The following is a 23,099-nucleotide window of genomic DNA, read 5'->3' on the forward strand; positions in this document are numbered from 1 at the left end:
TCGTCTCCAACGGGCGACGCCGCACGGGAGTGCCCGGTTCCGCCCGAAGGTACGCGCGAAGAGGCCGTGCGTGTCAGTGGCGAGGCATAGACTTCCCGCTGACCCCAGAACTCCCCGTCCGCCCCATGCCGAGCGTTTCCGTTGGAGGCCATACCGTGTCAAAGCCGCCCTTCACGCACCTGCACGTCCACACCCAGTACTCGCTGCTGGACGGTGCCGCGCGGCTCAAGGACATGTTCAACGCCTGCAACGAGATGGGCATGACGCACATCGCCATGTCCGACCACGGCAACCTCCACGGGGCGTACGACTTCTTCCACTCCGCGAAGAAAGCCGGAATCACCCCGATCATCGGGATCGAGGCGTATGTCGCCCCCGAGTCGCGGCGCAACAAGCGCAAGATCCAGTGGGGCCAGCCGCACCAGAAGCGGGACGACGTCTCCGGTTCCGGCGGTTACACCCACAAGACGATGTGGGCCGTGAACAGCACGGGCCTGCACAACCTCTTCCGGCTCTCCTCGGACGCGTACGCCGAGGGCTGGCTCCAGAAGTGGCCCCGGATGGACAAGGAGACGATCTCCCAGTGGTCCGAGGGGATCGTCGCCTCCACCGGCTGCCCCTCGGGTGAGCTCCAGACCCGGCTGCGTCTCGGGCAGTACGACGAGGCACTGAAGGCCGCCGCCGACTACCAGGACATCTTCGGCAAGGACCGGTACTTCCTGGAGCTGATGGACCACGGCATCGAGATCGAGCACCGGGTCCGCGAAGGCCTCCTGGAGATCGGCAAGAAGCTCGGCATCCCCCCGCTGGTCACCAACGACTCGCACTACACGTACGCGCACGAGGCGGCCGCCCACGACGCCCTGCTGTGCATCCAGACCGGCAAGAACCTCTCCGACCCGGACCGCTTCAAGTTCGACGGCACCGGCTACTACCTGAAGTCCACGGACGAGATGTACGCCATCGACTCCTCGGACGCCTGGCAGGAGGGGTGCGCCAACACCCTCCTGGTCGCCGAGATGGTCGACACGACCGGCATGTTCGAGAAGCGCGACCTCATGCCGAAGTTCGACATCCCCGACGGCTACACCGAGGTCACCTGGTTCCAGGAGGAGGTCCGCCGGGGCATGGAGCGCCGCTTCCCCGGCGGCATCCCGGACGACCGGCAGAAGCAGGCCGAGTACGAGATGGACGTCATCATCCAGATGGGGTTCCCGGGCTACTTCCTCGTCGTCGCCGACTTCATCATGTGGGCCAAGAAGAACGGCATCGCGGTGGGCCCCGGCCGAGGCTCGGCGGCCGGCTCGATCGTCGCGTACGCCATGGGCATCACCGACCTCGACCCGATCCCGCACGGCCTGATCTTCGAGCGGTTCCTCAACCCCGAGCGCGTCTCCATGCCCGACGTCGACATCGACTTCGACGAGCGCAGGCGCGTCGAGGTGATCAGGTACGTGACCGAGAAGTACGGCGCCGACAAGGTCGCCATGATCGGCACCTACGGCAAGATCAAGGCGAAGAACGCCATCAAGGACTCCGCGCGCGTGCTGGGCTACCCGTACGCGATGGGCGACCGCCTCACCAAGGCGATGCCCGCCGACGTCCTCGGCAAGGGCATCGACCTCGACGGCATCACCAACCCCTCGCACCCGCGCTACAACGAGGCGGGCGAGATCCGGGGGATGTACGAGAACGAGCCGGACGTCAAGAAGGTCATCGACACCGCGAAGGGCGTCGAGGGCCTGGTGCGGCAGATGGGTGTGCACGCCGCCGGCGTGATCATGTCCAGCGAGCCCATCGTCGACCACGCCCCGATCTGGGTGCGGCACACCGACGGCGTGACCATCACGCAGTGGGACTACCCGCAGTGCGAGTCGCTCGGCCTGCTGAAGATGGACTTCCTCGGCCTGCGCAACCTGACGATCATGGACGACGCCGTCAAGATGGTGAAGTCCAACAAGGGCATCGACCTCGACCTGCTGGCTCTGCCGCTCGACGACCCGAAGACCTTCGAACTCCTCCAGCGCGGTGACACCCTGGGCGTCTTCCAGTTCGACGGCGGCCCCATGCGCTCGCTGCTGCGGCTGATGAAGCCCGACAACTTCGAAGACATCTCCGCCGTCTCGGCGCTCTACCGTCCCGGCCCGATGGGCATGGACTCGCACACGAACTACGCGCTCCGCAAGAACAAGCTCCAGGAGATCACCCCGATCCACAAGGAGCTGGAGGAGCCCCTGGAAGAGGTCCTGGCCGTCACCTACGGCCTGATCGTCTACCAGGAGCAGGTGCAGAAGGCCGCCCAGATCATCGCCGGGTACTCGCTCGGCGAGGCCGACATCCTGCGCCGCGTGATGGGCAAGAAGAAGCCCGAGGAGCTGGCGAAGAACTTCACCATCTTCCAGGCGGGCGCCCGCAAGAACGGCTACAGCGACGAGGCCATCCAGGCCCTGTGGGACGTGCTGGTCCCCTTCGCCGGATACGCGTTCAACAAGGCGCACTCCGCCGCGTACGGCCTGGTCTCGTACTGGACCGCCTACCTGAAGGCGAACCACCCCGCCGAGTACATGGCCGGGCTGCTCACGTCGGTCAAGGACGACAAGGACAAGTCGGCCGTCTACCTCAACGAGTGCCGCCGCATGGGCATCAAGGTGCTCCCGCCGAACGTCAACGAGTCGGTGCACAACTTCGCCGCCCAGGGCGACGACGTGATCCTCTTCGGCCTCGAAGCCGTGCGCAACGTCGGCACGAACGTGGTGGAATCGATCATCAGGAGCCGCAAGGCCAAGGGCAAGTACAGCTCCTTCCCCGACTACCTCGACAAGGTCGAGGCGGTCGCGTGCAACAAGCGCACCACGGAATCGCTGATCAAGGCGGGCGCCTTCGACTCCCTGGGGCACACCCGCAAGGGCCTCACCGCGCACTTCGACTCGATGATCGACAACGTGGTCGCGGTCAAACGCAAGGAGGCCGAGGGCCAGTTCGACCTCTTCGGCGGGATGGGCGAGGAGGAGAGCGACGAGCCCGGCTTCGGACTCGACGTGCAGTTCACCGACGAGGAGTGGGACAAGACCTATCTGCTCGCCCAGGAGCGGGAGATGCTCGGTCTGTACGTCTCCGACCACCCGCTCTTCGGCCTGGAGCACGTGCTCTCCGACAAGGCCGACGCGGGTATCGCCCAACTGACCGGAGGCGAGCACGCGGACGGCGCGGTCGTCACGATCGGCGGCATCATCTCCGGCCTCCAGCGCAAGATGACCAAGCAGGGCAACGCCTGGGCGATCGCCACCGTCGAGGACCTCGCCGGCTCCATCGAGTGCATGTTCTTCCCGGCGACGTACCAGCTGGTCTCGACCCAACTCGTCGAGGACGCCGTGGTGTTCGTCAAGGGCCGCCTCGACAAGCGCGAGGACGTGCCGCGGCTCGTCGCGATGGAGCTGATGGTCCCGGACCTGTCCAACGCGGGCGCCAACGCGCCGGTGATCCTCACCATCCCGGCCACCAGGGTCACTCCGCCCATGGTCAGCCGCCTCGGCGAGATCCTCAGTCACCACAAGGGCGACAGCGAGGTCCGGATCAAGCTCCAGGGCCCGCGCAAGACCACCGTGCTGCGCCTGGACCGGCACCGCGTCAAGCCCGATCCTGCGCTCTTCGGCGACCTGAAGGTGCTGCTCGGCCCGTCCTGCCTGGCGGGCTAGCGAGCGGAGACGTACGAGGGGCGCACCCGTGGCGGGTGCGCCCCTCGTCGTGTGCCTGGGCTCAAGTGCCCTTTATGCAGATGTCAGTTGTGACCGAACCGCTTCTGCTTGCCCTTGCGCGCCAGGTCCCCGGGCGTCACCTGGGAGAGGTGCTGCTCGCTGCGCGCCTCCATCGAGGACTTCTGGGCCTGTTCCTGCCCGCGCTCGGCCTGCGAGGCGCGCTGCTGACCTCGGTCCTGCTTCTTGTTCTTGGCCATGGTGATCTGCCTCCTGTGGGGGATCTAGGGGCCAGGGCCGGATTCAGATTCACATACGCCGACATCAGGCGCATGTCGGATAATTACCGTGTGTGACAGGGCAGGTGGGCGTGCGTGCGCCGGAAACGCCACGCCGAAGATCCAGTTCCGGCCGTTAACCTCCGCGTGGTCGGGCAGACTCGAAGGAAGTCCGAAAACCAAAGCCTCCCGGGAAGAGGGTGAGTCGCGTGGACCGCTGCATCGTCCTGGTGGACGCCGGGTATCTGCTGGGCGCAGCCGCCAGCCTCCTCGCCGGTGAGCCCTCGCGGTCCCGGATCACCGTCGACCACACCGCGCTGATCCAGGCGCTGCGCGAGCGCGCGGAAGCCGAGACCGAGCGTCCGCTGCTGCGCATCTACTGGTTCGACGGCGCCCCCGACCGCGTTCCCCAGCCCGAGCACCGCCGGCTGCGCGTCATGCCCCGGGTCACCGTCCGGCTCGGCGCCCTCACCCGCAGCGACGGACGCTGGGCGCAGAAGGGCGTGGACGCCGCCATGCACGCCGAGCTGACCGAGCTGGCCCGCAACCGCGCCTGCTCCGACGTCGTCCTCGTCACGGGCGACGGCGATCTGCTGCCCGGCATGATGGCCGCCAAGGAGCACGGCGTCGCCGTCCACCTGTGGGCCGTCCAGGCCGCCGACGGCGACTACAACCAGTCCGAGGATCTGGTCGCCGAGGCCGACGAACGGCGTGTGCTGGACCGCGCCTGGATCACCCAGGCCGTCCGCGCCAAGGAGCTGACCGGCGTCTGCGCCCCGCCGCCCGTGCCCCGCCCCGAGATCGCCGCGATCCTCTCCGCGCCGCTGCCCGAGTCCGCACTCGCCGCCGCGGCCGAGCGCTCGGCCGAGCAGGGCCCGCCGCCGGCCACCGCGGCGAGCGCCAACGGCGCGCAGGAGCGGGCCGCCGCCTCCAAGGGCGTACCCACCCCCAAGGACCTCGCCGCCCTGCGCGCCCCCGGCACCCAGCCCGCCCAGCACCCGGCGACCGCGACCTTGCGCTGGTCCTCCGACAAGGGCTGGGTGGACCGCCCCGGCGTGGTCTCCGAGCCGCCCGAGGCCGCCGCCATGCCGACGCTCGCCCAGCTCACCACCGCCGAGCAGCGCTGGGCCGACCGCGAGGAGGACATCACGACGGTCGGCGGCGACCCGTACGAGGTGGGCCAGGTCTTCGCCCGGCGTTGGATCTCCCGCCTCGGCGACCAGGGCCACCTCCAGAAGCTGGCGCAGATGTACCCGCGCGTCCCGCACCGCATCGACGGGGAGCTGCTGCGCTACGCCGCCCGGTTCGGGCTGCTCGCCCACAAGGACGACCAGATCGACGAGCACGACCGTTACGCCATTCGGGCGGGCTTCTGGCGGGAGATCGACGTGCCCGCGGGGACGGAACCCGCTCCCACCGGGGGACTGAACCCGGGCGGAACCCCCATGGCTGGCCCCAAAGGCGAGTAAAGGTCCCGGACCCCGTACCCTCGTCCCTTGTGAACACGCGCGCGGTACAGGCCCCTCGGGAGGACGGGGAGGACGAGGTCGTACGCGTGCGCGGGCTCGCCAAGACCTACCCGGCCGTCAAGGGACGGCGCGGCACCCCCGGCACCCCCGAGGTGCGGGCCACCGACGGGATCGAGCTGAGCGTCCGGCGCGGCGAGGTCTTCGGGCTGCTCGGGCCGAACGGCGCGGGCAAGTCCACCCTCGTACGGCAGCTCACCGGACTCATGCGACCGGACTCCGGCAGCGTCGAGATCCTGGGCCACGACATCGTGCGCCACCCCGAGCGCGCCGCGCGCCTGCTCGCCTACCTCGGCCAGGAGTCCTCCGCACTGGACGAGCTGACCGTCTCCCTCGCCGTCGAGACGACCGGAGTCCTGCGCGGCCTCGACGTACGGCGGGCGCGGGCCGAGCGGGACACCGTGCTGGACGAGCTGGGGCTCGCGCCGATCGCCGGGCGGGCGCTGAAGAAGCTCTCCGGCGGGCAGCGCCGGCTCGCCTGCTTCGCCGCCGCCCTCGTCGGCCGGCGCCCGCTGCTCGTGCTGGACGAGCCCACCACCGGCATGGACCCGGTGGCCCGGCGCGCGGTGTGGGCGGCCGTGGACCGGCGGCGCGCCGAGCGCGGTACGACGGTGCTGCTGGTCACCCACAACGTCATCGAGGCCGAGACCGTCCTGGACCGGGTCGCCGTCATCGACCGGGGCCGGGTCATCGCCTGCGACAGTCCGGCCGGGCTGAAGGAACAGGTCTCCGGCGAGGTGCGGGTCGAGCTCGTGTGGCGGGAGCGGGCACCGCTGGAGGTGCCCGAGGTCGCCGCCCTGCGCGAGCGCGCGGCGGAGTCCGGCCGGCGCTGGACGCTGCGGCTCGCGCCCGAGGAGGCCCGGGCCGCCGTCGCCACCGTGACCGGCGGGGCCGCCTTCGCCGCGCTGGACGACTTCACCCTCGCCACGCCCAGCCTGGAGGACGTCTACCTGGCGCTCGGCGGTGCGGCCCGGCAGGGGCTGGTGAAGGCATGAGCGCGCCGGCCGCGACATGCGTATCGGTCGTAGAGGCGTACGGGGTGTACGCGACGGCCGCAGGGAAGAGGAGCAGCTCGACGTGAGTGTCGTACCCGCCCAGGTTCTGCCGGGCGGTGTCCCGGCCGTGCCCGAGACGGCACGGGACACGGACGGACTCGGTCCGCCCGCGCGGCTGTGGCCGTCGCTGGCGGCCGTCTACCGGGCGCAGCTGTCCCGGGCCCGGGTGGCGCGGATCCCGCTGCTGTTCGTGGCGACCTTCCAGTCCGTCGGCATCGCGGTGATGATGCGCGGCGTCGTCGACAGCGGTACCGAGGCCCAGTCCGTGGTGGCCGGGTCGGCGGTGCTGGTCGTCGCCTACGTCGCGCTGAACCTGCTCTCCCAGTACTTCGGGCAGCTGCGGGCCAGCGGCGGCCTGGACCACTACGCCACGCTGCCGGTGCCGCCGGCCGCGGTGGTGCTCGGCGCGGCGGCCGCCTACGCCTCCTTCACGGTGCCGGGGACCCTGGCGACCGCCGTCTTCGGGTGCGCGCTGTTCGGGCTGCCGCTGTCCAACCTGTGGATCCTGCTGCTCGTGATCCCGCTCGCCGGTGCCGCGCTGTCCGGGCTCGGCGCCGCCTGCGGGCTGCTCGCGCCGCGGCCCGAGCTGGCCACGCTGCTCGGTCAGCTGGGCATGTCCGCGGCACTGCTGCTCGGGGTGCTGCCGGCCGACCGGATGCCGGAGATCATCCGGCTCGCACGCGATCTGCTGCCGTCGACGTACGGCGTGGAGGCGTACGCCCGCACCTTCGCCGAGCGTCCGGACTGGTCCGTCGTCCTCGCCGACCTGGGGGTGTGCGCCGGTGTCGGGGTGGTCTCGCTGGCCGTGGCGACCTGGGCGTACCGCCGGGCCGCCGTCCGGTGACGCGGCGCACAGCGCGACCTGGCACGATGTCAGGGTGACCGCACCGCTGACTCCGCCACCGCCGCCGCACGACGACTCCGCGCACCACGCCTGGCAGGTTCCGCCTGCCGCGGGGCCGGGTGCGGGCACGTACGAAGAGGACGGGCCCGGAATGAAGACCGAGTTGCGGGAGGCCGCCGGCATCACGGTGGCCGTGGCGCTGGGCGGGGTGCTGCTGGGGCTGCTGTGGTGGTGGCTGGCGCCGCACGTGCCGCTGGTCGGCGACGAGGTGGACAAGAGCTGGGTGGTCTACCTCAAGGACAGCGAGGGGGAGCAGGCCATCGGGGTGGACGGCACCTTCACCCTGCTGGCGCTGGGCCTCGGGCTGGTCAGCGGGCTCGCCCTGTTCCTGTGGCGGCGACGCGGGGGCGTACCGGCCGTGGTGGGCCTCGGCGTCGGCGCGCTGCTCGCGTCACTGCTGGCGTGGCGGCTCGGGGTGTGGCTCGGGCCCACGTCCGACGTGATCGCGCACGCGCAGCAGGTGGGGAAGGGAGTCACCTTCCCGGCGCCGCTGAAGCTGGGCGCGAAGGGGGCACTGCTGGCCTGGCCGCTGGCCGCGCTGGTCGTCCACCTCGCGCTGACGGCGGCCTTCGGCCCCCGGGACCCCGAGCTCCCGTATCCGCCGGGACCGATGACCGAGGACCCCTACGGGGCGCCGCCGGCGTAGTCGGGCCCCTTCCTCCCCGCTCGGCCGGCAGCGCTGCTCGTCAGCCTCGTCCCACGGGTGCCAGCACCGCGTCCGTCAGCTTCGCCAGGTCGCCCGGTGCCAGCTCCACCTCCAGGCCCCTGCGGCCCGCCGAGACGCAGATGGTGGCGTGCGCCTCCGCCGAGTCGTCCAGGACCGTCCTGAGCCGCTTGCGCTGGCCCAACGGGGAGATGCCGCCGCGGACGTAGCCCGTCGTGCGTTCGGCCAGGGCCGGGTCGGCCATGGCCGCCCGCTTGCCGCCGACCGCCGCCGCCAGCGCCTTGAGGTCCAGGGAGCCGGAGACCGGGACCACGGCCACCGTCAGAGCGCCGTCGACGTCCGCGACCAGGGTCTTGAAGACGCGGTCCGGGGAGACACCCATCGCCTCGGCCGCCTCCTCGCCGTAGGAGGGGTGGGCGGGGTCGTGGTCGTAGGCGTGGACCGTGAAGTCCACGTCGGCCGACGTCAGGGCGACCGTCGCGGGCGTTCCCCCGGACTGCTGCGGCTTCTTCTGCTTCTTCGCCATCCGGCTTCCTCAGTTCAGGCTCGTCGGCGCCCGGGTCAGCTCGAACGCGGGCAGCGAGGGCAGATTACGGATGATGGCCGTCTCGGCGCGCAGCAGTTTCAGCTCGTCGCGCAGCCGCGAGGCGGTGTCCGGGGCCTGCAGCAGCCGTTGCTTCGTCGGGGTGTCGTGGACCATCGCGGCCGCCACCAGGTACGACACCACGCCCGGGTCGTCCGGCAGCTCCGCGCCCGAGGACAGCGAGCGCTCACGGGCGCCGGCCAGCCGCTTCTGGTACTGGCGGAAGGAGCGCAGGACGCCCTCGGCCAGCGCGCCGGCCTCGTCGCCCGGCTCCTCCGGCAGCTCCTCGCACTCCGCCGTCAGGAACGGGCCCGACGCGTCGATCGAGAGCAGACGCACGCGCGTCGTGCCCGTCGCGAGGACCTCGAACGTGCCGTCGGCCCGCTCCCGGATCGTCGCCGCGTCCGCCACACAGGCCGTCGTGTGGAGGGCCTTGAGCGGGTCCGGGCCGAAGCCCGCGGCCGGCCCGCGCTCCGGCTGCGCGGTCGGGTCCGGCATACCGGGGGCGCTCGGCGCCACCTCGTAGCCGTCGCGGATCGCCACGACCGCGAACCGGCGCGGTTCGTCCTCGGGTGTCTTGAGCAACTCGCGCATCACGGCGCGATAGCGCTCCTCGAAGACGTTGAGCGGCAGCACGAGTCCCGGGAACAGCACGGTGTTCAGCGGGAAGAGCGGGAGACGGACGGTGGTCACGGCGCCCCAGCCTAGTGGTCACCGGCGCGAACGTGTCCTTCGTGCCCGCCGAGCGGGACCGGGGACCAGGGCGCCGGCCTCGCGGGCAGGGGCCGCGCACCGGGTGCCAGCAGGTGCTCGCGCAGCCGCAGGAAGTGGCCCAGCGGGTCGTCCGAGAACCGGTCCCAGGGGAACGAGGTGGCGTACGGGCCGATGAGGACCAGCTGGGCGCGGGCGTCCTGCCACCGCTCCAGACGCAGCAGGACGTACAGGAGCTCGTTGCGGATCCCGGCCGGCCAGGGGTCGGCCGCGGGGAAGCGCTCCGACAGGGCGAGGGCCCGGTCGGCCGCCGCGTCCAGCCGGGCGCGCGGCACCTCGGGGCCACAGCCGTCGGTCAGATAGCCGAGGGCCGCGCGGGCCGGCAGCGCCTGGACCAGCGAGTCGGCGGGCGCGTCCTGCGCGGCCCGGTCGGCGAAGTCCAGGCACTCGCGGTGCGCGCCGTGCCAGGACGTGCCCAGATAGCGCAGGGCGGCCACATGGCAGCCGTGGTGGTGCGGGGCCCGCCGTACGGCCGCCTCCCACAGCTCCTCGACATAGCGATGCCCGGCCCCGGAGCCGCGCGCGTGGTCCAGCGCGATCCGCCAGGGCACCGGATCGCGGTCGTCGGCCCGGGCGGCGGCGGTGATCAGCGGGCTCACCTCGCGCAGCAGCTCGGCGCGGGCCGGGGAGGGCCAGACCCGGTCCACCGCGAGCTGCGTCCCGACCAGCAGCACGCCGGGATCCTGCGGGAGAGCCGTGTGCCAGGCGTCGAACCACTCGGGGCGCGAGCGGGCGAAGGCGGCCAGGTGCCGGACGTACCGGTCGTGGCTCTCCCAGGCGGCCGCGGTCCGGGTGGCGGTCAGCAGGGCGGCCGCCGTGGCGTACTCGCCCCGGCCGGCCGCGACCAGCGCGGGGGAGAGCCGGTCGTCGGGCGCGTCGAGTACGGCCTCGTCCCCGGCCTCGGGCCGGCCGGCCGGGCGCGCGGAGCGTCTGTTCATCAGGGCGCAGCGGATGAACGAGGGCAGCGGAGCCATGGTGTCGACCATTGAAAGTCCGCAGGTCGGGGGCGCGCCAGGGGGTTCGGGGAAGTCCAGGAAAGTTGTACGGCGCGAGGTCAAGGAGCGGTAAAGGTGCGGGTTCGTCTGGGTATCGGCTGTGGCCCACGCCCTCCTGGGTCCCCTCAGCCCCGCCGCAGCAGCCGCGTCGCCCCCGCCGCCACGGTCGTCGCGAGTATCCAGCCGAGCAGGATCATCGCGGCCTTCAGCCAGTCCCAGACGCCGTGCAGCTCCCACTCGCCCACCTGGCCCAGGTCGATCACCGGCAGCAGCAGGTCCAGCGTGAACAGGGCCGGGCTCCAGTAGGGGTGCTCGTCGTGGTTGGCCGGGAGGTGGTCCGCGTGGGCGAAGGCCAGCGTGCCCGCCGCCCACAGCACCGCCATCCACACCGCGGCCCGGCCCGGCCGGTAGCCGTAGGCGACCGTCCAGTCCTGGACGTACCCGAGGAACTTCGCGGCCAGTGGCAGCGTCTCGCGGCGCCGGCGCTGCTTGGCGAGCAGCACCTCGCGCGCGTCCTCGTCCTCGCCGGCCGCGCGCAGCACCGCCGCCAGCCGCTCGTACGGCTCCGGGGCGTACTCCGCCGTGGCCGCCGCTATCCAGTCCAGGCGCCGGGTCAGCGGGAAGGGGCCCTGCGGCACGAGGTTCTCGTACGTGAAGCCGCCCATGTGCAGGTTCCCGGTCCCCGGCCAGGCGCTCGCGCGGTCCACCAGGTTGACGATCCGCGCCCCGGACAGCAGGACCTTGCCGCGCTGCGGCCGGTCGCCGAGGAAGCGCAGCTCGGGCGTGTGCACCCGGCGCAGGGACAGCTCCTGGTCGTCGGTGAGGGCGAAGCGGGCCCGCTCCAGGTCCACGGCGTCCCCGAACCGCCCGTCGTCCAGCCGCAGTCCGCCCCGGCACTCGAAGCGCTGGATCCGCGTCCCGCGCGCGGGAGTCGTGCCGCTCAGCTGCGCGCCGCCGACGCCGGCCGGGGTCAGGTACAGGGTGCGCTCGACGGTCAGCTGCGGTGCGTTCAGGGCGAGCCGGGCGTAGGGATTGGCGAGTTTCGCGCCCCGCAGGCTGAGCGACACGCCGACCTTGGCGCTGCGCAGGCTCAGCTCGCCGTGCGACTCCAGCAGCTCCGCCTGGAGGTCCTGGCCGACGGTCATGCCGTCCGCCGCGATCGACCGGCCGCTGTGGTCGCGGTAGACGATCGCCTCGTTGAGCAGCAGATCGGTGCCGATGTGCGCGTCGGTCAGCCGGATCCCGTTCTGGAAGCGGCAGCGCGGCAGATGCAGATCGCCCTCGGTGTGCACCCGGGCGGCCTCCAGGCGCGGCACCGCGCAGTTCACCAGGCGCAGGGTCGTGAACCGGGCCTCCGGCAGCCGTACCTCGTCGTCGAAGCGGCAGCCGCGCAGCTCGACGTACGGCGTGATCTGGCCGCCCGCCAGCTCCATCGTGCCGGTGATCCGCACGCCGGCGAGCTTCAGCGCGGACACCCGGCCCGCGAGCGCCGGCGGCCCGTCCAGCAGCAGCCAGCACACGATCCGGGCCCGCACGGTCCGCTCGGGTCCCCAGGGATGCCCGCCGTGCGGATCGTCCACGACGGCGTCGCCGCTGTTCAGGTCGTACACACTGCCGTTGCGGAAGGCCTGCCACATGCCCGCCTCGGCCGCCGTCAGCTCGTCCGGCACGTCCCCGGCGACGAAGCCGGCCCCCTCGGTCACCGCCGTTCCTTCTCTCTTCCTCGCGCACGACGCTCGCGCATGACATTTCGTACAGCCGTTCATGCCCGCTGAGTGACTGCTGGAACACTAGAGGTGAAGGAGATCTTCCGAATCAGGCCACGTTCTGTATCAGCCATTGATACGCGCGCACGGTGCCCGACCCCGGTCTGAGAGAATTGAGTCCGTGATCTCCCGAATCGATCTGCGCGGCGACGCCCTTCCCGAGGGCCCCGCCCTGCGCGACCTGCTGCCCCGAGCCGACTTCGACGTCTCGGCCGCCCTGGAGAAGGTGCGTCCGATCTGCGAGGCCGTGCATCATCGTGGCGACGCGGCGCTGATCGACTTCGCCGAGAAGTTCGACGGAGTACGTCTGGAATCCGTCCGGGTGCCGGCCGAGGCCCTCACCGATGCCCTCAAGGCCCTCGACCCGGCCGTGCGCGCCGCGCTGGAGGAGTCCATCCGCCGCGCCCGCCTGGTCCACCGCGAGCAGCGCCGCGACACGCACACCACGCAGGTGGTGCCGGGCGGCTCGGTGACCGAGAAGTGGGTGCCGGTCGAGCGCGTCGGGCTGTACGCGCCGGGCGGCCGGTCCGTCTACCCCTCCTCCGTGATCATGAACGCCGTACCGGCCCAGGAGGCCGGCGTCGCGTCCATCGCGCTCGCCTCGCCGCCGCAGGCCGAGTTCGGGGGCCTGCCGCACCCGACGATCCTCGCGGCCTGCGCCCTGCTCGGCGTGGACGAGGTCTACGCCGCGGGCGGCGCCACCGCCGTCGCGATGTTCGCCTACGGCACCGAGTCCTGCGCCGCCGCCAACATGGTCACCGGCCCCGGCAACATCTGGGTCGCCGCCGCCAAGCGCTTCTTCACCGGCCGGATCGGCATCGACGCCGAGGCCGGCCCGACCGAGATCGCGGTCCTCGCCGACGACACCGCCGACCCGGTGCACGTCGCCGCGGACCTGATCAGCCAGGCCGAGCACGACCCGCTGGCCGCCGCGGTCCTCGTCACCGACTCCGTCGAGCTGGCGGACGCGGTGGAGAAGGAGCTGCGGCCGCAGGTCGAGGCCACCAAGCACGTCGAGGACCGGATCGTGCCCGCCCTTGAGGGCCGGCAGTCCGCGATCGTCCTCGTGGACGGCCTGGACGAGGGCCTGCGCGTGGTCGACGCCTACGGCGCCGAGCACCTGGAGATCCAGACCGCCGACGCCGCCGCGGTGGCCGACCGCGTGAAGAACGCGGGCGCGATCTTCATCGGCCCCTGGGCCCCCGTCTCCCTCGGCGACTACGCGGCCGGGTCCAACCACGTCCTGCCCACCGGCGGCTGCGCCTGCCACTCCTCGGGCCTGTCCGTCCAGTCCTTCCTGCGCGGCATCCACATCGTGGACTACACGAAGGACGCGCTCGCCGAGGTCGCCGCCCACGTGGTGACGCTGGCGGAGGCGGAGGACCTGCCGGCGCACGGCGCGGCGATCAAGGCGAGGTTCGGCTGGAAGGTACCGACGAGCAAGTGACCGGCATCGACGATCTGCCCGTACGGGACGAGCTGCGCGGCAAGTCCCCCTACGGCGCGCCCCAGTTGGACGTCCCCGTACGGCTGAACACCAACGAGAACCCCTACCCGCTGCCCGAGCCGCTGGTCGAGCGGATCGCGGAGCGGGTGCGCGAGGCCGCCCGCGACCTGAACCGCTACCCCGACCGGGACGCGGTCCAGCTGCGCGCCGAGCTGGCCAAGTACCTCACGAACACGGGCAAGTACCCCCTCGGCATCGAGAACGTCTGGGCGGCCAACGGCTCCAACGAGGTCATCCAGCAACTGCTGCAGACCTTCGGCGGACCGGGCCGTACGGCGATCGGCTTCGAGCCGTCGTACTCGATGCACGCGCTCATCGCGCGCGGCACGGGCACCGGCTGGATCTCCGGGCCCCGGAACGAGGACTTCACGATCGACCTCGCCGCCGCCGAGCGGGCCATCGCCGCGCACAAGCCCGACGTCGTCTTCATCACCACCCCCAACAACCCCACGGGCAACGCGGTTGCGCCCGAGACCGTCCTCGCGCTGTACGAGGCGGCCCAGGCGGCCAAGCCGTCGATGGTGGTCGTGGACGAGGCGTACATCGAGTTCAGCCACGGCGACTCGCTGCTGCCCCTCCTCGAAGGCCGCCCCCACCTCGTCGTCTCCCGCACGATGTCGAAGGCGTTCGGCGCGGCGGGCCTGCGCCTCGGTTACCTCGCCGCCGACCCGGCGGTCGTGGACGCCGTCCAGCTCGTCCGGCTGCCGTACCACCTGTCGGCCATCACCCAGGCGACCGCCCTGGCCGCCCTGGAGCACACCGACACCCTGCTGAAGTACGTCGAGCAGCTGAAGGCGGAGCGGGACCGGCTGGTCGCCGAGCTGCGCGCGACCGGCTACGACGTCATCGAGTCCGACGCGAACTTCGTGCAGTTCGGCCGGTTCACGGACTCCCACGAGGCCTGGCGGAAGATCCTCGACCGGGGCGTCCTGGTCCGGGACAACGGCGTACCGGGATGGCTGCGGGTCTCCGCCGGCACCCCGCAGGAGAACGACGCGTTCCTCGACGCGGTCCGTGAAGTCAAGAAGGAGCTTGAGGCATGACTCGCGAAGGTCGCGTAGGAAGAACCGAGCGTACGACGAAGGAGACGTCCGTCCTGGTCGAGATCGACCTCGACGGCACCGGGAGGACCGACATCGCCACCGGCGTCGGCTTCTACGACCACATGCTCGACCAGCTCGGCCGGCACGGTCTGTTCGACCTGACCGTGAAGACCGACGGCGACCTGCACATCGACTCCCACCACACCATCGAGGACACCGCCCTCGCGCTGGGCGCCGCCTTCAGGCAGGCCCTCGGCGACAAGGTGGGGATCTATCGCTTCGGCAACTGCACGGTCCCGCTGGACGAGTCCCTCGCCCAGGTGACCGTCGACCTGTCCGGCCGCCCCTACCTCGTGCACACCGAGCCCGAGAACATGGCGCCGATGATCGGCGAGTACGACACGACGATGACCCGGCACATCCTGGAGTCCTTCGTCGCCCAGGCGCAGATCGCGCTGCACGTGCACGTGCCGTACGGGCGCAACGCGCACCACATCGTGGAGTGCCAGTTCAAGGCCCTCGCCCGGGCGCTGCGCTATGCCTCCGAGCGCGACCCGCGCGCGGCCGGCATCCTCCCCTCCACGAAGGGCGCGCTGTAACCCCATGACCAGCCTTTCCACCATCCTGATCGTCGTCGGCCTCTTCCTGGTCGGCGGCATCATCTCCTTCGTCAAGCAGAAGATGCCCACGAGCCTCATCGTGCTGCTCTCCATCGGCGCGGCCATGTGCCTCGTCGCGGGCGTCATGCGGCTGGGGGTGTGGAATTGACCGCCCCCAAGAGGGTTGTCGTCTTCGACTACGGTTTCGGCAACGTCCGGTCCGCCGAGCGCGCCCTCGCGCGCGTGGGCGCCGATGTCGAGATCACGCGTGACTTCGACAAGGCGATGAACGCCGACGGCCTGCTGGTGCCGGGCGTCGGCGCGTTCGCCGCCTGCATGGAGGGCCTGCGCGCCGCGCGCGGCGACTGGGTGGTCGACCGCCGGCTGTCCGGCGGGCGCCCGGTGATGGGCATCTGCGTCGGCATGCAGATCCTCTTCGCGCGCGGCATCGAGCACGGCGTGGAGGCCGAGGGCCTGGACGAGTGGCCCGGCACGGTCGCGCCGCTGGAGGCCGACGTCGTGCCCCACATGGGCTGGAACACCGTCGAGGCCCCGGCCGACTCCCAGCTGTTCGCGGGCCTCGACGCCGACGCCCGCTACTACTTCGTGCACTCCTACGCCGTCCACGACTGGCAGTTGGAGTCGCACAACCCGCTGATCGCCGCCCCCAAGGTCACCTGGTCGACGCACGGCAGGCCGTTCGTGGCCGCGGTGGAGAACGGCGCCCTGTGGGCCACCCAGTTCCACCCCGAGAAGTCCGGCGACGCCGGCGCCCAGCTCCTCACCAACTGGATCGGAACCCTGTAGAGACATGGCCAAGCTCGAACTCCTCCCCGCCGTCGACGTCCGCGACGGCCAGGCCGTCCGCCTCGTGCACGGGGAGTCCGGCACGGAGACCTCGTACGGCTCCCCGCTGGAGGCCGCCCTCGCCTGGCAGCGCTCCGGCGCCGAGTGGCTGCACCTGGTCGACCTGGACGCCGCGTTCGGCACCGGTGACAACCGCGAGCTGATCGCCGAGGTCGCGCGGGCGATGGACATCAAGGTGGAGCTGTCCGGCGGCATCCGTGACGACGCCTCGCTGGCCGCCGCCCTGGCCACCGGCTGCACCCGGGTGAACCTGGGCACGGCCGCCCTGGAGACCCCCGAGTGGGTCGCCGAGGTCATCGCCGAGCACGGCGACAAGATCGCTGTCGGCCTGGACGTGCGCGGCACGACGCTGCGCGGCCGCGGCTGGACCCGTGACGGCGGCGACCTCTACGAGACGCTGGACCGCCTGAACAAGGAGGGCTGCGCCCGCTACGTCGTCACCGACATCGCGAAGGACGGCACGCTCCAGGGCCCCAACCTGGAGCTGCTGCGCAACGTCTGTGCCGCCACCGACCGTCCGGTCGTGGCCTCCGGCGGCGTGTCGTCGCTGGACGACCTCCGTGCCATCGCCGAGCTGGTACCCCTCGGTGTCGAGGGCTCCATCGTCGGGAAGGCCCTGTACGCGAAGGCGTTCACCCTGGAAGAGGCCCTGGAGGCTGTGTCGTCATGACGTCCGATGCCGTGCGGCGGGTGCAGAGCGGAAGTCCCTGGGAAGAGAGTTTCGGCTTCGCACGCGCCGTCGCGGCGGGGGACCGGGTGTCGGTGGGCGGCACCACGTCCTTCAAGGGCACGGTGCTGCACGGCGAGGGCGACCCGTACGAGCAGACCAAGGTCGCCTTCGGCAACGCCCTCGAAGCGCTGGAGGAGTTCGGGCTCGGCATCGAGTCCGTGATCCGTACCCGCATGTACCTGAGCCATGTGCGCGACGTCGACGAGGCGGGCCGGGCCCACAAGGAGCTGTTCGACTCCGTGCGCCCGGCGACGACCCTTCTCGTGGTCGAGGGCTTCGTCGACCCGCGCATCCTGGTCGAAGTAGAACTCGAAGCATTCAGAGGAGCCTGAGCAGTCATGACCCTGGCGGTCCGAGTCATCCCCTGCCTGGACGTGGACAACGGCCGGGTCGTCAAGGGCGTCAACTTCCAGAACCTGCGCGACGCGGGCGACCCCGTCGAGATGGCGAAGGTGTACGACGCCGAGGGCGCCGACGAGCTGACGTTCCTGGACATCACCGCGTCCTCGGGCAACCGGGAGACGACGTACGACGTGGTGCGCCGCACCGCCGAGCAGGTCTTCATCCCGCTGACCGTCGGCGGCGGCGTCCGTACGGCCGAGGACGTGGACAAGCTGCTGCGGGCGGGCGCCGACAAGGTGGGCGTGAACACGGCCGCGATCGCGCGCCCCGAGCTGATCCGCGAGATCGCGGAACGCTTCGGCCGCCAGGTCCTGGTCCTCTCGGTGGACGCCCGCCGCACCGCGTCGGGTTCCTTCGAGGTCACCACCCACGGCGGCCGCAAGGGCACCGGCATCGACGCCGTCGAGTGGGCGCACCGGGCGGCCGAGCTGGGCGCGGGCGAGATCCTGCTGAACTCGATGGACGCCGACGGCACCAAGGACGGCTACGACCTGGAGATGATCGCGGCCGTTCGCAAGCACGTCACCGTCCCGGTCATCGCCTCGGGCGGCGCCGGCAAGCTGGCCGACTTCCCGCCGGCCGTCGCGGCGGGCGCGGACGCGGTGCTCGCGGCCTCCGTCTTCCACTTCGGCGACCTGCGGATCGGCCAGGTGAAGCAGACCCTGCGGGAGGCCGGCCACCCCGTGCGCTGACGCTGCGCCGGGCTTCGTAGATGCGAAAGAGAAGTTGCGCAAAATCTGTTGTGCAATTTCTCTTTCGTATCTACGGTCGTGCCCATGGCAAGCAAAGAGAACCGGCGGATCACCGACGTCGGCACGCTCAAGGCGCTCGCGCATCCGCTGCGCATGAAGCTCTACCGACTGCTGTTCGTCGCCGAGACGGCCACCGCCTCCCATCTCGCCGAGCAGGTCGACGAGGCCGTCTCGCTGGTCAGCTATCACCTGCGCAAGCTCGCCGAGCACGGCCTGGTCGAGGAGGCCGAGTCGCGCAGCGCGGACGGCCGTGAGCGCTGGTGGCAGCCGTCCTCCGACGGCGTCTCCATCCGCGACGGAGACTTCCAGGACGCCCCGGAGAAGGCGGCGGCGCATCTCGCGGCCTCCCGGATGTTCCTGGAGCAGCGCGCCGAGATGTACCGGAGGTACCTGGACGAGCGCGCCCACTGGGGCCCGGAGTGGAGTGAGGCGGCCCATGACTCCGAGTCGCTGCTCAGGCTGACCGCCGCGGAACTGGCGGAGCTGAAGAAGGACCTGCACGACCTGCTCAAGCGCTACGACGAGCAGGGGCGAGCCCATCAGGCCGCCGGCGAGACCGAAGGGCGCGAGCATGTCGCGCTGCACGTGTACGGCTTCCCGTTCCGCGTCTGAGAGGACCCCTCCCGTGACCGCCACGCTCGCCGCGCCGCCGACCTCGACCGCCACGCCCGCCCACCGCGACGGCAACGTCCGCCGCTGGCTCGCCGCCTACACCTCCTCGATGCTGGGCGACAGCGTCTACTACCTCGCCCTGTCCTGGGCCGCCGTCCGGGCCGGAACCCCGGCGCAGGCCGGTCTCGTGATGTCGGCGAGCGCGCTGCCCCGGGCCGTACTGATGCTCGGCGGCGGAGTGATCGCCGACCGGTTCGGGCCGCGTCGGGTGGTCATCGGCAGTGATGCCGTGCGCTGTGCGGCCGTCCTCGCCGTGTCCGCCCTGCTGTTCCTCACCAGCCCGGGGCTGTGGCCGCTCGCCCTGCTGGCGCTGGTCTTCGGCGCCGTCGACGCCGTCTTCGTGCCCGCCGTGGGCGCCCTGCCGTCCAGGCTCACCGCGCAGGACCAGCTCGGCCGGGTCCAGGGCATGCGCAGCCTCGCCATCCGGTTCGCGAGCGTCGTCGGCGCCCCGCTCGGCGGGCTCGGGGTGGCCACCGGCGGCGCCCCGGCCGCGTTCGCCCTCGCCGGGCTGCTCATCGCCGTGTCCGTGCCGCTGCTGGTCCGCGTGCGCGTACGGGACCTGCCGACGCGGGACGCCGCACCGAAGGGCACGGCCTGGGCGGACCTCAGGTCCGGGCTGCGCCACATCCGCGGTCACCGCGTCCTCGCCCCGCTGATGCTCGCCATCGCCCTCGGCGACCTGGGGTTCGTCGGCCCCCTGAACGTCGGACTGACCCTGCTCGCCGACCATCGCGGCTGGGGTGCCTCCGGCATGGGCTGGATACTCGCCGGGTTCGGCACCGGCGCGGGCGCCGCCTCGCTGCTGCTGGCCGTCCGGGGGCGGCTGCCCCGCGCCGGACTCGTCGCCGGGTGCACGATCATCGCCGGCTCGATCGCCGTCGGCGCCCTCGCCTATGCCCCCACCCTGGTGACCGCCGTCGGTACGGCCCTGCTCGTCGGCCTGCTCACCGGGCTGAGCGGGGTGATGTGCGGCGCGCTGCTCCAGACCCGGTCCGACCCCGCCTTCCTGGGCCGCGTCACCGCCGTCTCCAGCCTGGTCAGCCTCGGTCTCACCCCGCTCAGCATGCCGTTCGCCGCCGCCGCTGTCGGAGCCTGGGGACTGCGCCCGGTCTACGTCGTCAGCGCCGCCGTCTGCGGACTCGGCGGGGTCGTCGCCCTCGCCGTACCGGCCCTGCGCACCGCCGAACTGCCCCGCTGAACATCACTCCCGCGACTGAATCAGCTGCACCAGATTGCCGCACGTGTCGTCGAACACCGCCGCGAGGACCGGCCCCTGCCGCTGCGGCGGGTGCGTGAACCGGACGCCCAGGGCGCGCAGCCGCACGTACTCCGCCGGAAGGTCTTCCACGGAGAAGACGATGCACGGGATGCCCGCGTCGTACAGCGCGCCGCGGTACGCCTGCGCGATCGGGCCCTGCCCGGGCTCCAGCAGCAACTGGAGATCCGGCTGGGCCCCGGGCGCGCCGACCGCGACGAACAGGGCGTCGTCACCCAGGTCCCGGTGGACCCGCGTCTCGAAGCCCAGGACGTCCGTGTAGAAGGCGTGGGCCGCCGCGACGTCGTCCACGTACACACCCGTCATCGCGACCTTGATCATGGCATCAGAACCCGAGCTGCTTGGTGCCCTGCACCTTCTCGATGGCGTCCGCGTCGCCCTCCAGGTCCACCCGGGCCGCGCTCTGCCGGCCGAAGGCGAACATGAGCAGCTCGGACGGCTCGCCGGTCACCGTCACCACCGGCGCACCCCGGTGCGCCACCGCCGTCTGCCCGTCCGGGCGGCGCAGCACCAGACCCGTCGGCACCCCCCGGCCCAGCAGCCGCGCGGTGCGCTCCAGCCGGGACCACAGGGCGTCCTGGAAGACCGGGTCCAGCTCGCGCGCGCTCCAGTCCGGCTGCGCCCGGCGCACGTCCTCGGTGTGGACGTAGAACTCGACGATGTTGGCCGCCTCGTCGACCTGCTTCAGCTGGAACGGCGAGAACCGCGGCGGGCCGGTGCGGATCAGCTGGATCAGCTCGTCGTACGGCTTCGCGGCGTACTCGGCCATCACCTTCTCCAGGCGCGGCAGGAGCTGCTTGACCAGCGTGCCCCCGGCCGCGTCCGGGCGGCGTTCGCGCACGATCACGTGCGCGGCCAGGTCCCGGGTGTGCCAGCCCTCGCAGAGGGTCTCGGCGTCCGGTCCGACGGTCTCCAGCAGGTCCGCGAGCAGCAGCCGTTCACGCTTGGCGAAGGTCGACATGGGAATCAGCCTACGACCGGTCCGAAAGTCCGCCCAGCGGACGTACTCCCCGCGTTGTCGGTGCCGCGCGGCACAATGGCACCCATGACCAGCACGACCGGAACGCCCCGGCCCAGCAGCCTCGCCCCGGAGATCGCCGCGCGCCTCAAACGCAGCCCCGACGGACTCGTCCCCGCCATCGCCCAGCAGTACGACACCGGAGAGGTGCTCATGCTCGGCTGGATGGACGACGAGGCGCTGCATCGCACGCTGACCACCGGCCGCTGCACCTACTGGTCCCGCAGCCGCCAGGAGTACTGGGTCAAGGGCGACACCTCGGGCCACTTCCAGTGGGTGAGGTCGGTCGCGCTCGACTGCGACGCCGACACCGTGCTCGTCAAGGTCGACCAGGTCGGCGCCGCCTGCCACACCGGCGCGCGCACCTGCTTCGACGAGGACGTGCTGCTCAAGGACGGCGCCGGCGACATCGATTCCGGCCCGGCCGGCTCCGATCAGTAAGGTCAGCGGCCATGGACCTCGAGACCTTCCGCAAGCTCGCCGTCGACCGGCGCGTCATCCCGGTCACGCGCAAGCTCCTCGCCGACGGCGACACCCCGGTGGCGCTCTACCGCAAGCTCGCCGCCGAGCGCCCCGGCACCTTCCTCCTGGAGTCCGCGGAGAACGGCCGCTCCTGGTCCCGGTACTCCTTCGTGGGCGTCCGCAGCTCCGCCACGCTCACCACCCGCGACGGCCAGGCCCACTGGCTGGGCACCCCGCCCGTCGGCGTCCCCGTCGACGGCGACCCCCTCCAGGTGCTGCGCGCCACGCTCCAGACCCTGCACACCCCGAACCAGGAGGGCCTGCCGCCCTTCACCGGCGGCATGGTCGGCTACCTCGGCTACGACATCGTCCGCCGCCTGGAGAAGATCGGCCCCGGCGAGCGCGACGACCTCGGGCTGCCCGAGCTGACCATGCTCCTGACCAGCGACCTCGCCGTGATGGACCACTGGGAGGGCTCGGTCCTGCTGATCGCCAACGCGATCAACCACAACGACCTCGCCACCGGCGTGGACGAGGCCTACGCCGACGCCGTGGCCCGCCTCGACGCGATGGAGGCCGACCTCACGCGCGCGGTGGCCCAGCCCCCGGCCGTCCTGCCGCCCTCGGAGCTGCCCGAGTACACCGCGCTGTGGGGCGGCCCCGACTTCCAGGCCGCCGTCGAGGACGTCAAGGAGCGCATCCGCGCGGGCGAGGCCTTCCAGGTCGTGCCGTCCCAGCGCTTCGAGACCCCGTGCACGGCGAGCGCCCTGGACGTCTACCGGGTGCTGCGGACCACCAACCCCTCGCCGTACATGTACCTCTTCCGCTTCGACGGGTTCGACGTCGTCGGCTCGTCCCCCGAGGCCCTGGTGAAGGTCGAGGACGGGCGGGCCATGGTCCACCCCATCGCCGGCACCCGCCCGCGCGGGGCCACCCCGCAGGAGGACCAGGCCCTCGCCGAGGAGCTGATGGCCGACCCCAAGGAGCGCGCCGAGCACCTGATGCTGGTCGACCTCGGGCGCAACGACCTCGGCCGGGTCTGCGAGCCCGGCTCGGTCGAGGTGGTCGACTTCATGTCCGTCGAGCGGTACTCCCACGTGATGCACATCGTCTCGACCGTCACCGGCCGGGTCTCCGCGGGCCGCACGGCCTTCGACGTGCTCACCGCCTGCTTCCCGGCGGGCACCCTCTCCGGCGCCCCCAAGCCCCGCGCGATGCAGATCATCGACGAACTGGAGCCCTCCCGCCGCGGCCTGTACGGCGGCTGTGTCGGCTACCTCGACTTCGCGGGCGACTCCGACACCGCCATCGCCATCCGCACGGCCCTGCTGCGCGACGGCACGGCCTACGTCCAGGCCGGCGCCGGCATCGTCGCCGACTCCGACCCGGTGGCCGAGGACCAGGAGTGCCGCAACAAGGCGGCGGCGGTGCTGCGCGCGGTCCACACGGCCAACCGGCTGGGCGCATAGGCGCCTTCCGCCCGTAGGGCACGTCTCATCCGAACCCCCGGGTGAGGGTTCGCCCGGGGTTCAGGCGA

At 71.8% G+C, this 23,099-nt stretch carries 24 protein-coding genes; 17 read left to right on the top strand and 7 right to left on the bottom strand.

Annotated elements, in window-relative coordinates:
- Positions 1–155 precede the first annotated feature (155 nt).
- Entirely contained in the window at positions 156–3,695 is a 3,540-nt protein-coding gene (gene dnaE / locus ACZ4MF_RS02190) for a DNA polymerase III subunit alpha (protein ID WP_467488953.1), read from the top strand.
- Between the two features lie 83 nt (positions 3,696–3,778).
- On the opposite strand, the gene ACZ4MF_RS02195 is transcribed toward dnaE, so the two are convergent.
- Entirely contained in the window at positions 3,779–3,952 is a 174-nt protein-coding gene (locus ACZ4MF_RS02195; protein ID WP_177235455.1) for a hypothetical protein, read from the bottom strand.
- Positions 3,953–4,179: 227 nt separating this feature from the next.
- On the opposite strand from ACZ4MF_RS02195, the gene ACZ4MF_RS02200 reads away from it, so the two are divergent.
- From ACZ4MF_RS02200 to ACZ4MF_RS02215, 4 genes are all read left to right on the top strand, one after another.
- On the top strand, positions 4,180–5,439 hold the full coding sequence (locus ACZ4MF_RS02200) for an NYN domain-containing protein (protein WP_467488955.1): 1,260 nt from the start codon (positions 4,180–4,182) through the stop codon (positions 5,437–5,439).
- Between the two features lie 29 nt (positions 5,440–5,468).
- The gene (locus ACZ4MF_RS02205) at positions 5,469–6,491 is read left to right on the top strand and encodes an ABC transporter ATP-binding protein (RefSeq protein ID WP_467488957.1); all 1,023 of its coding nucleotides are present in this window, start codon (positions 5,469–5,471) and stop codon (positions 6,489–6,491) included.
- 82 nt (positions 6,492–6,573) lie between these two features.
- A complete protein-coding gene (locus tag ACZ4MF_RS02210; protein ID WP_467488959.1) occupies positions 6,574–7,395 on the top strand; it encodes an ABC transporter permease in 822 nt (273 codons plus the stop codon).
- A 34-nt stretch (positions 7,396–7,429) separates the two neighbouring features.
- On the top strand, positions 7,430–8,101 hold the full coding sequence (locus tag ACZ4MF_RS02215; protein ID WP_467488961.1) for an AAA family ATPase: 672 nt from the start codon (positions 7,430–7,432) through the stop codon (positions 8,099–8,101).
- Between the two features lie 40 nt (positions 8,102–8,141).
- Here ACZ4MF_RS02215 and ybaK read toward each other — a convergent pair whose 3' ends face one another.
- The 4 genes from ybaK to ACZ4MF_RS02235 form a co-directional block, all read right to left on the bottom strand.
- Complete coding sequence (gene ybaK / locus ACZ4MF_RS02220; protein ID WP_467488963.1) at positions 8,142–8,645, bottom strand: Cys-tRNA(Pro) deacylase; 504 nt, start codon at positions 8,643–8,645, stop codon at positions 8,142–8,144.
- Between the two features lie 9 nt (positions 8,646–8,654).
- The gene (locus tag ACZ4MF_RS02225) at positions 8,655–9,395 is read right to left on the bottom strand and encodes an LON peptidase substrate-binding domain-containing protein (RefSeq protein ID WP_362823618.1); all 741 of its coding nucleotides are present in this window, start codon (positions 9,393–9,395) and stop codon (positions 8,655–8,657) included.
- A gap of 11 nt (positions 9,396–9,406) precedes the next feature.
- The gene (locus ACZ4MF_RS02230; RefSeq protein ID WP_467488965.1) at positions 9,407–10,459 is read right to left on the bottom strand and encodes a hypothetical protein; all 1,053 of its coding nucleotides are present in this window, start codon (positions 10,457–10,459) and stop codon (positions 9,407–9,409) included.
- A gap of 134 nt (positions 10,460–10,593) precedes the next feature.
- On the bottom strand, positions 10,594–12,171 hold the full coding sequence (locus ACZ4MF_RS02235) for an oxidoreductase (protein WP_467488967.1): 1,578 nt from the start codon (positions 12,169–12,171) through the stop codon (positions 10,594–10,596).
- 184 nt (positions 12,172–12,355) lie between these two features.
- Here ACZ4MF_RS02235 and hisD point away from each other — a divergent pair, with 184 nt between their 5' ends.
- The 10 genes from hisD (at position 12,356) to ACZ4MF_RS02285 (ending at position 20,004) form a co-directional block, all read left to right on the top strand.
- A complete protein-coding gene (gene hisD / locus ACZ4MF_RS02240; RefSeq protein ID WP_467488969.1) occupies positions 12,356–13,681 on the top strand; it encodes a histidinol dehydrogenase in 1,326 nt (441 codons plus the stop codon).
- Positions 13,678–14,784, top strand: coding sequence for a histidinol-phosphate transaminase (locus ACZ4MF_RS02245; RefSeq protein WP_467488971.1), 1,107 nt, complete (start codon positions 13,678–13,680; stop codon positions 14,782–14,784). Before hisD ends, ACZ4MF_RS02245 begins: the two co-directional genes overlap by 4 nt.
- A complete protein-coding gene (hisB, locus tag ACZ4MF_RS02250; protein WP_467488973.1) occupies positions 14,781–15,383 on the top strand; it encodes an imidazoleglycerol-phosphate dehydratase HisB in 603 nt (200 codons plus the stop codon). The genes ACZ4MF_RS02245 and hisB overlap by 4 nt, the downstream gene beginning before the upstream one ends.
- A 4-nt stretch (positions 15,384–15,387) precedes the next feature.
- Positions 15,388–15,552: a hypothetical protein gene (locus tag ACZ4MF_RS02255; protein WP_356021076.1), complete on the top strand. Its 165-nt coding sequence runs from the start codon at positions 15,388–15,390 to the stop codon at positions 15,550–15,552.
- On the top strand, positions 15,543–16,190 hold the full coding sequence (gene hisH / locus ACZ4MF_RS02260) for an imidazole glycerol phosphate synthase subunit HisH (RefSeq protein ID WP_467488975.1): 648 nt from the start codon (positions 15,543–15,545) through the stop codon (positions 16,188–16,190). The genes ACZ4MF_RS02255 and hisH overlap by 10 nt, the downstream gene beginning before the upstream one ends.
- Positions 16,191–16,194: 4 nt before the next feature.
- Positions 16,195–16,920, top strand: coding sequence for a bifunctional 1-(5-phosphoribosyl)-5-((5-phosphoribosylamino)methylideneamino)imidazole-4-carboxamide isomerase/phosphoribosylanthranilate isomerase PriA (gene priA, locus ACZ4MF_RS02265; RefSeq protein WP_356021080.1), 726 nt, complete (start codon positions 16,195–16,197; stop codon positions 16,918–16,920).
- The gene (locus ACZ4MF_RS02270; protein WP_467488977.1) at positions 16,917–17,312 is read left to right on the top strand and encodes a RidA family protein; all 396 of its coding nucleotides are present in this window, start codon (positions 16,917–16,919) and stop codon (positions 17,310–17,312) included. Before priA ends, ACZ4MF_RS02270 begins: the two co-directional genes overlap by 4 nt.
- 6 nt (positions 17,313–17,318) lie before the next feature.
- Positions 17,319–18,074 carry an imidazole glycerol phosphate synthase subunit HisF gene (hisF, locus tag ACZ4MF_RS02275; RefSeq protein WP_356021082.1) on the top strand — a complete coding sequence of 252 codons (756 nt, stop codon included), beginning with the start codon at positions 17,319–17,321 and terminating at the stop codon, positions 18,072–18,074.
- An 84-nt stretch (positions 18,075–18,158) separates the two neighbouring features.
- Positions 18,159–18,746 carry an ArsR/SmtB family transcription factor gene (locus tag ACZ4MF_RS02280; protein ID WP_467488978.1) on the top strand — a complete coding sequence of 196 codons (588 nt, stop codon included), beginning with the start codon at positions 18,159–18,161 and terminating at the stop codon, positions 18,744–18,746.
- 13 nt (positions 18,747–18,759) lie between these two features.
- Entirely contained in the window at positions 18,760–20,004 is a 1,245-nt protein-coding gene (locus ACZ4MF_RS02285) for an MFS transporter (protein ID WP_467488980.1), read from the top strand.
- A 3-nt stretch (positions 20,005–20,007) separates the two neighbouring features.
- On the opposite strand, the gene ACZ4MF_RS02290 is transcribed toward ACZ4MF_RS02285, so the two are convergent.
- Both ACZ4MF_RS02290 and ACZ4MF_RS02295 read right to left on the bottom strand, forming a co-directional pair.
- Positions 20,008–20,403 carry a VOC family protein gene (locus ACZ4MF_RS02290; RefSeq protein ID WP_467488982.1) on the bottom strand — a complete coding sequence of 132 codons (396 nt, stop codon included), beginning with the start codon at positions 20,401–20,403 and terminating at the stop codon, positions 20,008–20,010.
- Between the two features lie 4 nt (positions 20,404–20,407).
- Entirely contained in the window at positions 20,408–21,043 is a 636-nt protein-coding gene (locus ACZ4MF_RS02295) for a TIGR03085 family metal-binding protein (protein WP_467488984.1), read from the bottom strand.
- An 84-nt stretch (positions 21,044–21,127) separates the two neighbouring features.
- Here ACZ4MF_RS02295 and hisI point away from each other — a divergent pair, with 84 nt between their 5' ends.
- Both hisI and ACZ4MF_RS02305 read left to right on the top strand, forming a co-directional pair.
- Complete coding sequence (gene hisI / locus ACZ4MF_RS02300) at positions 21,128–21,541, top strand: phosphoribosyl-AMP cyclohydrolase (RefSeq protein WP_467488986.1); 414 nt, start codon at positions 21,128–21,130, stop codon at positions 21,539–21,541.
- Positions 21,542–21,552: 11 nt separating this feature from the next.
- Positions 21,553–23,031, top strand: coding sequence for an anthranilate synthase component I (locus ACZ4MF_RS02305; protein ID WP_467488988.1), 1,479 nt, complete (start codon positions 21,553–21,555; stop codon positions 23,029–23,031).
- Positions 23,032–23,099: the final 68 nt, after the last annotated feature.

The sequence above is a fragment of the Streptomyces sp. NPDC025793 genome (assembly GCF_055558375.1).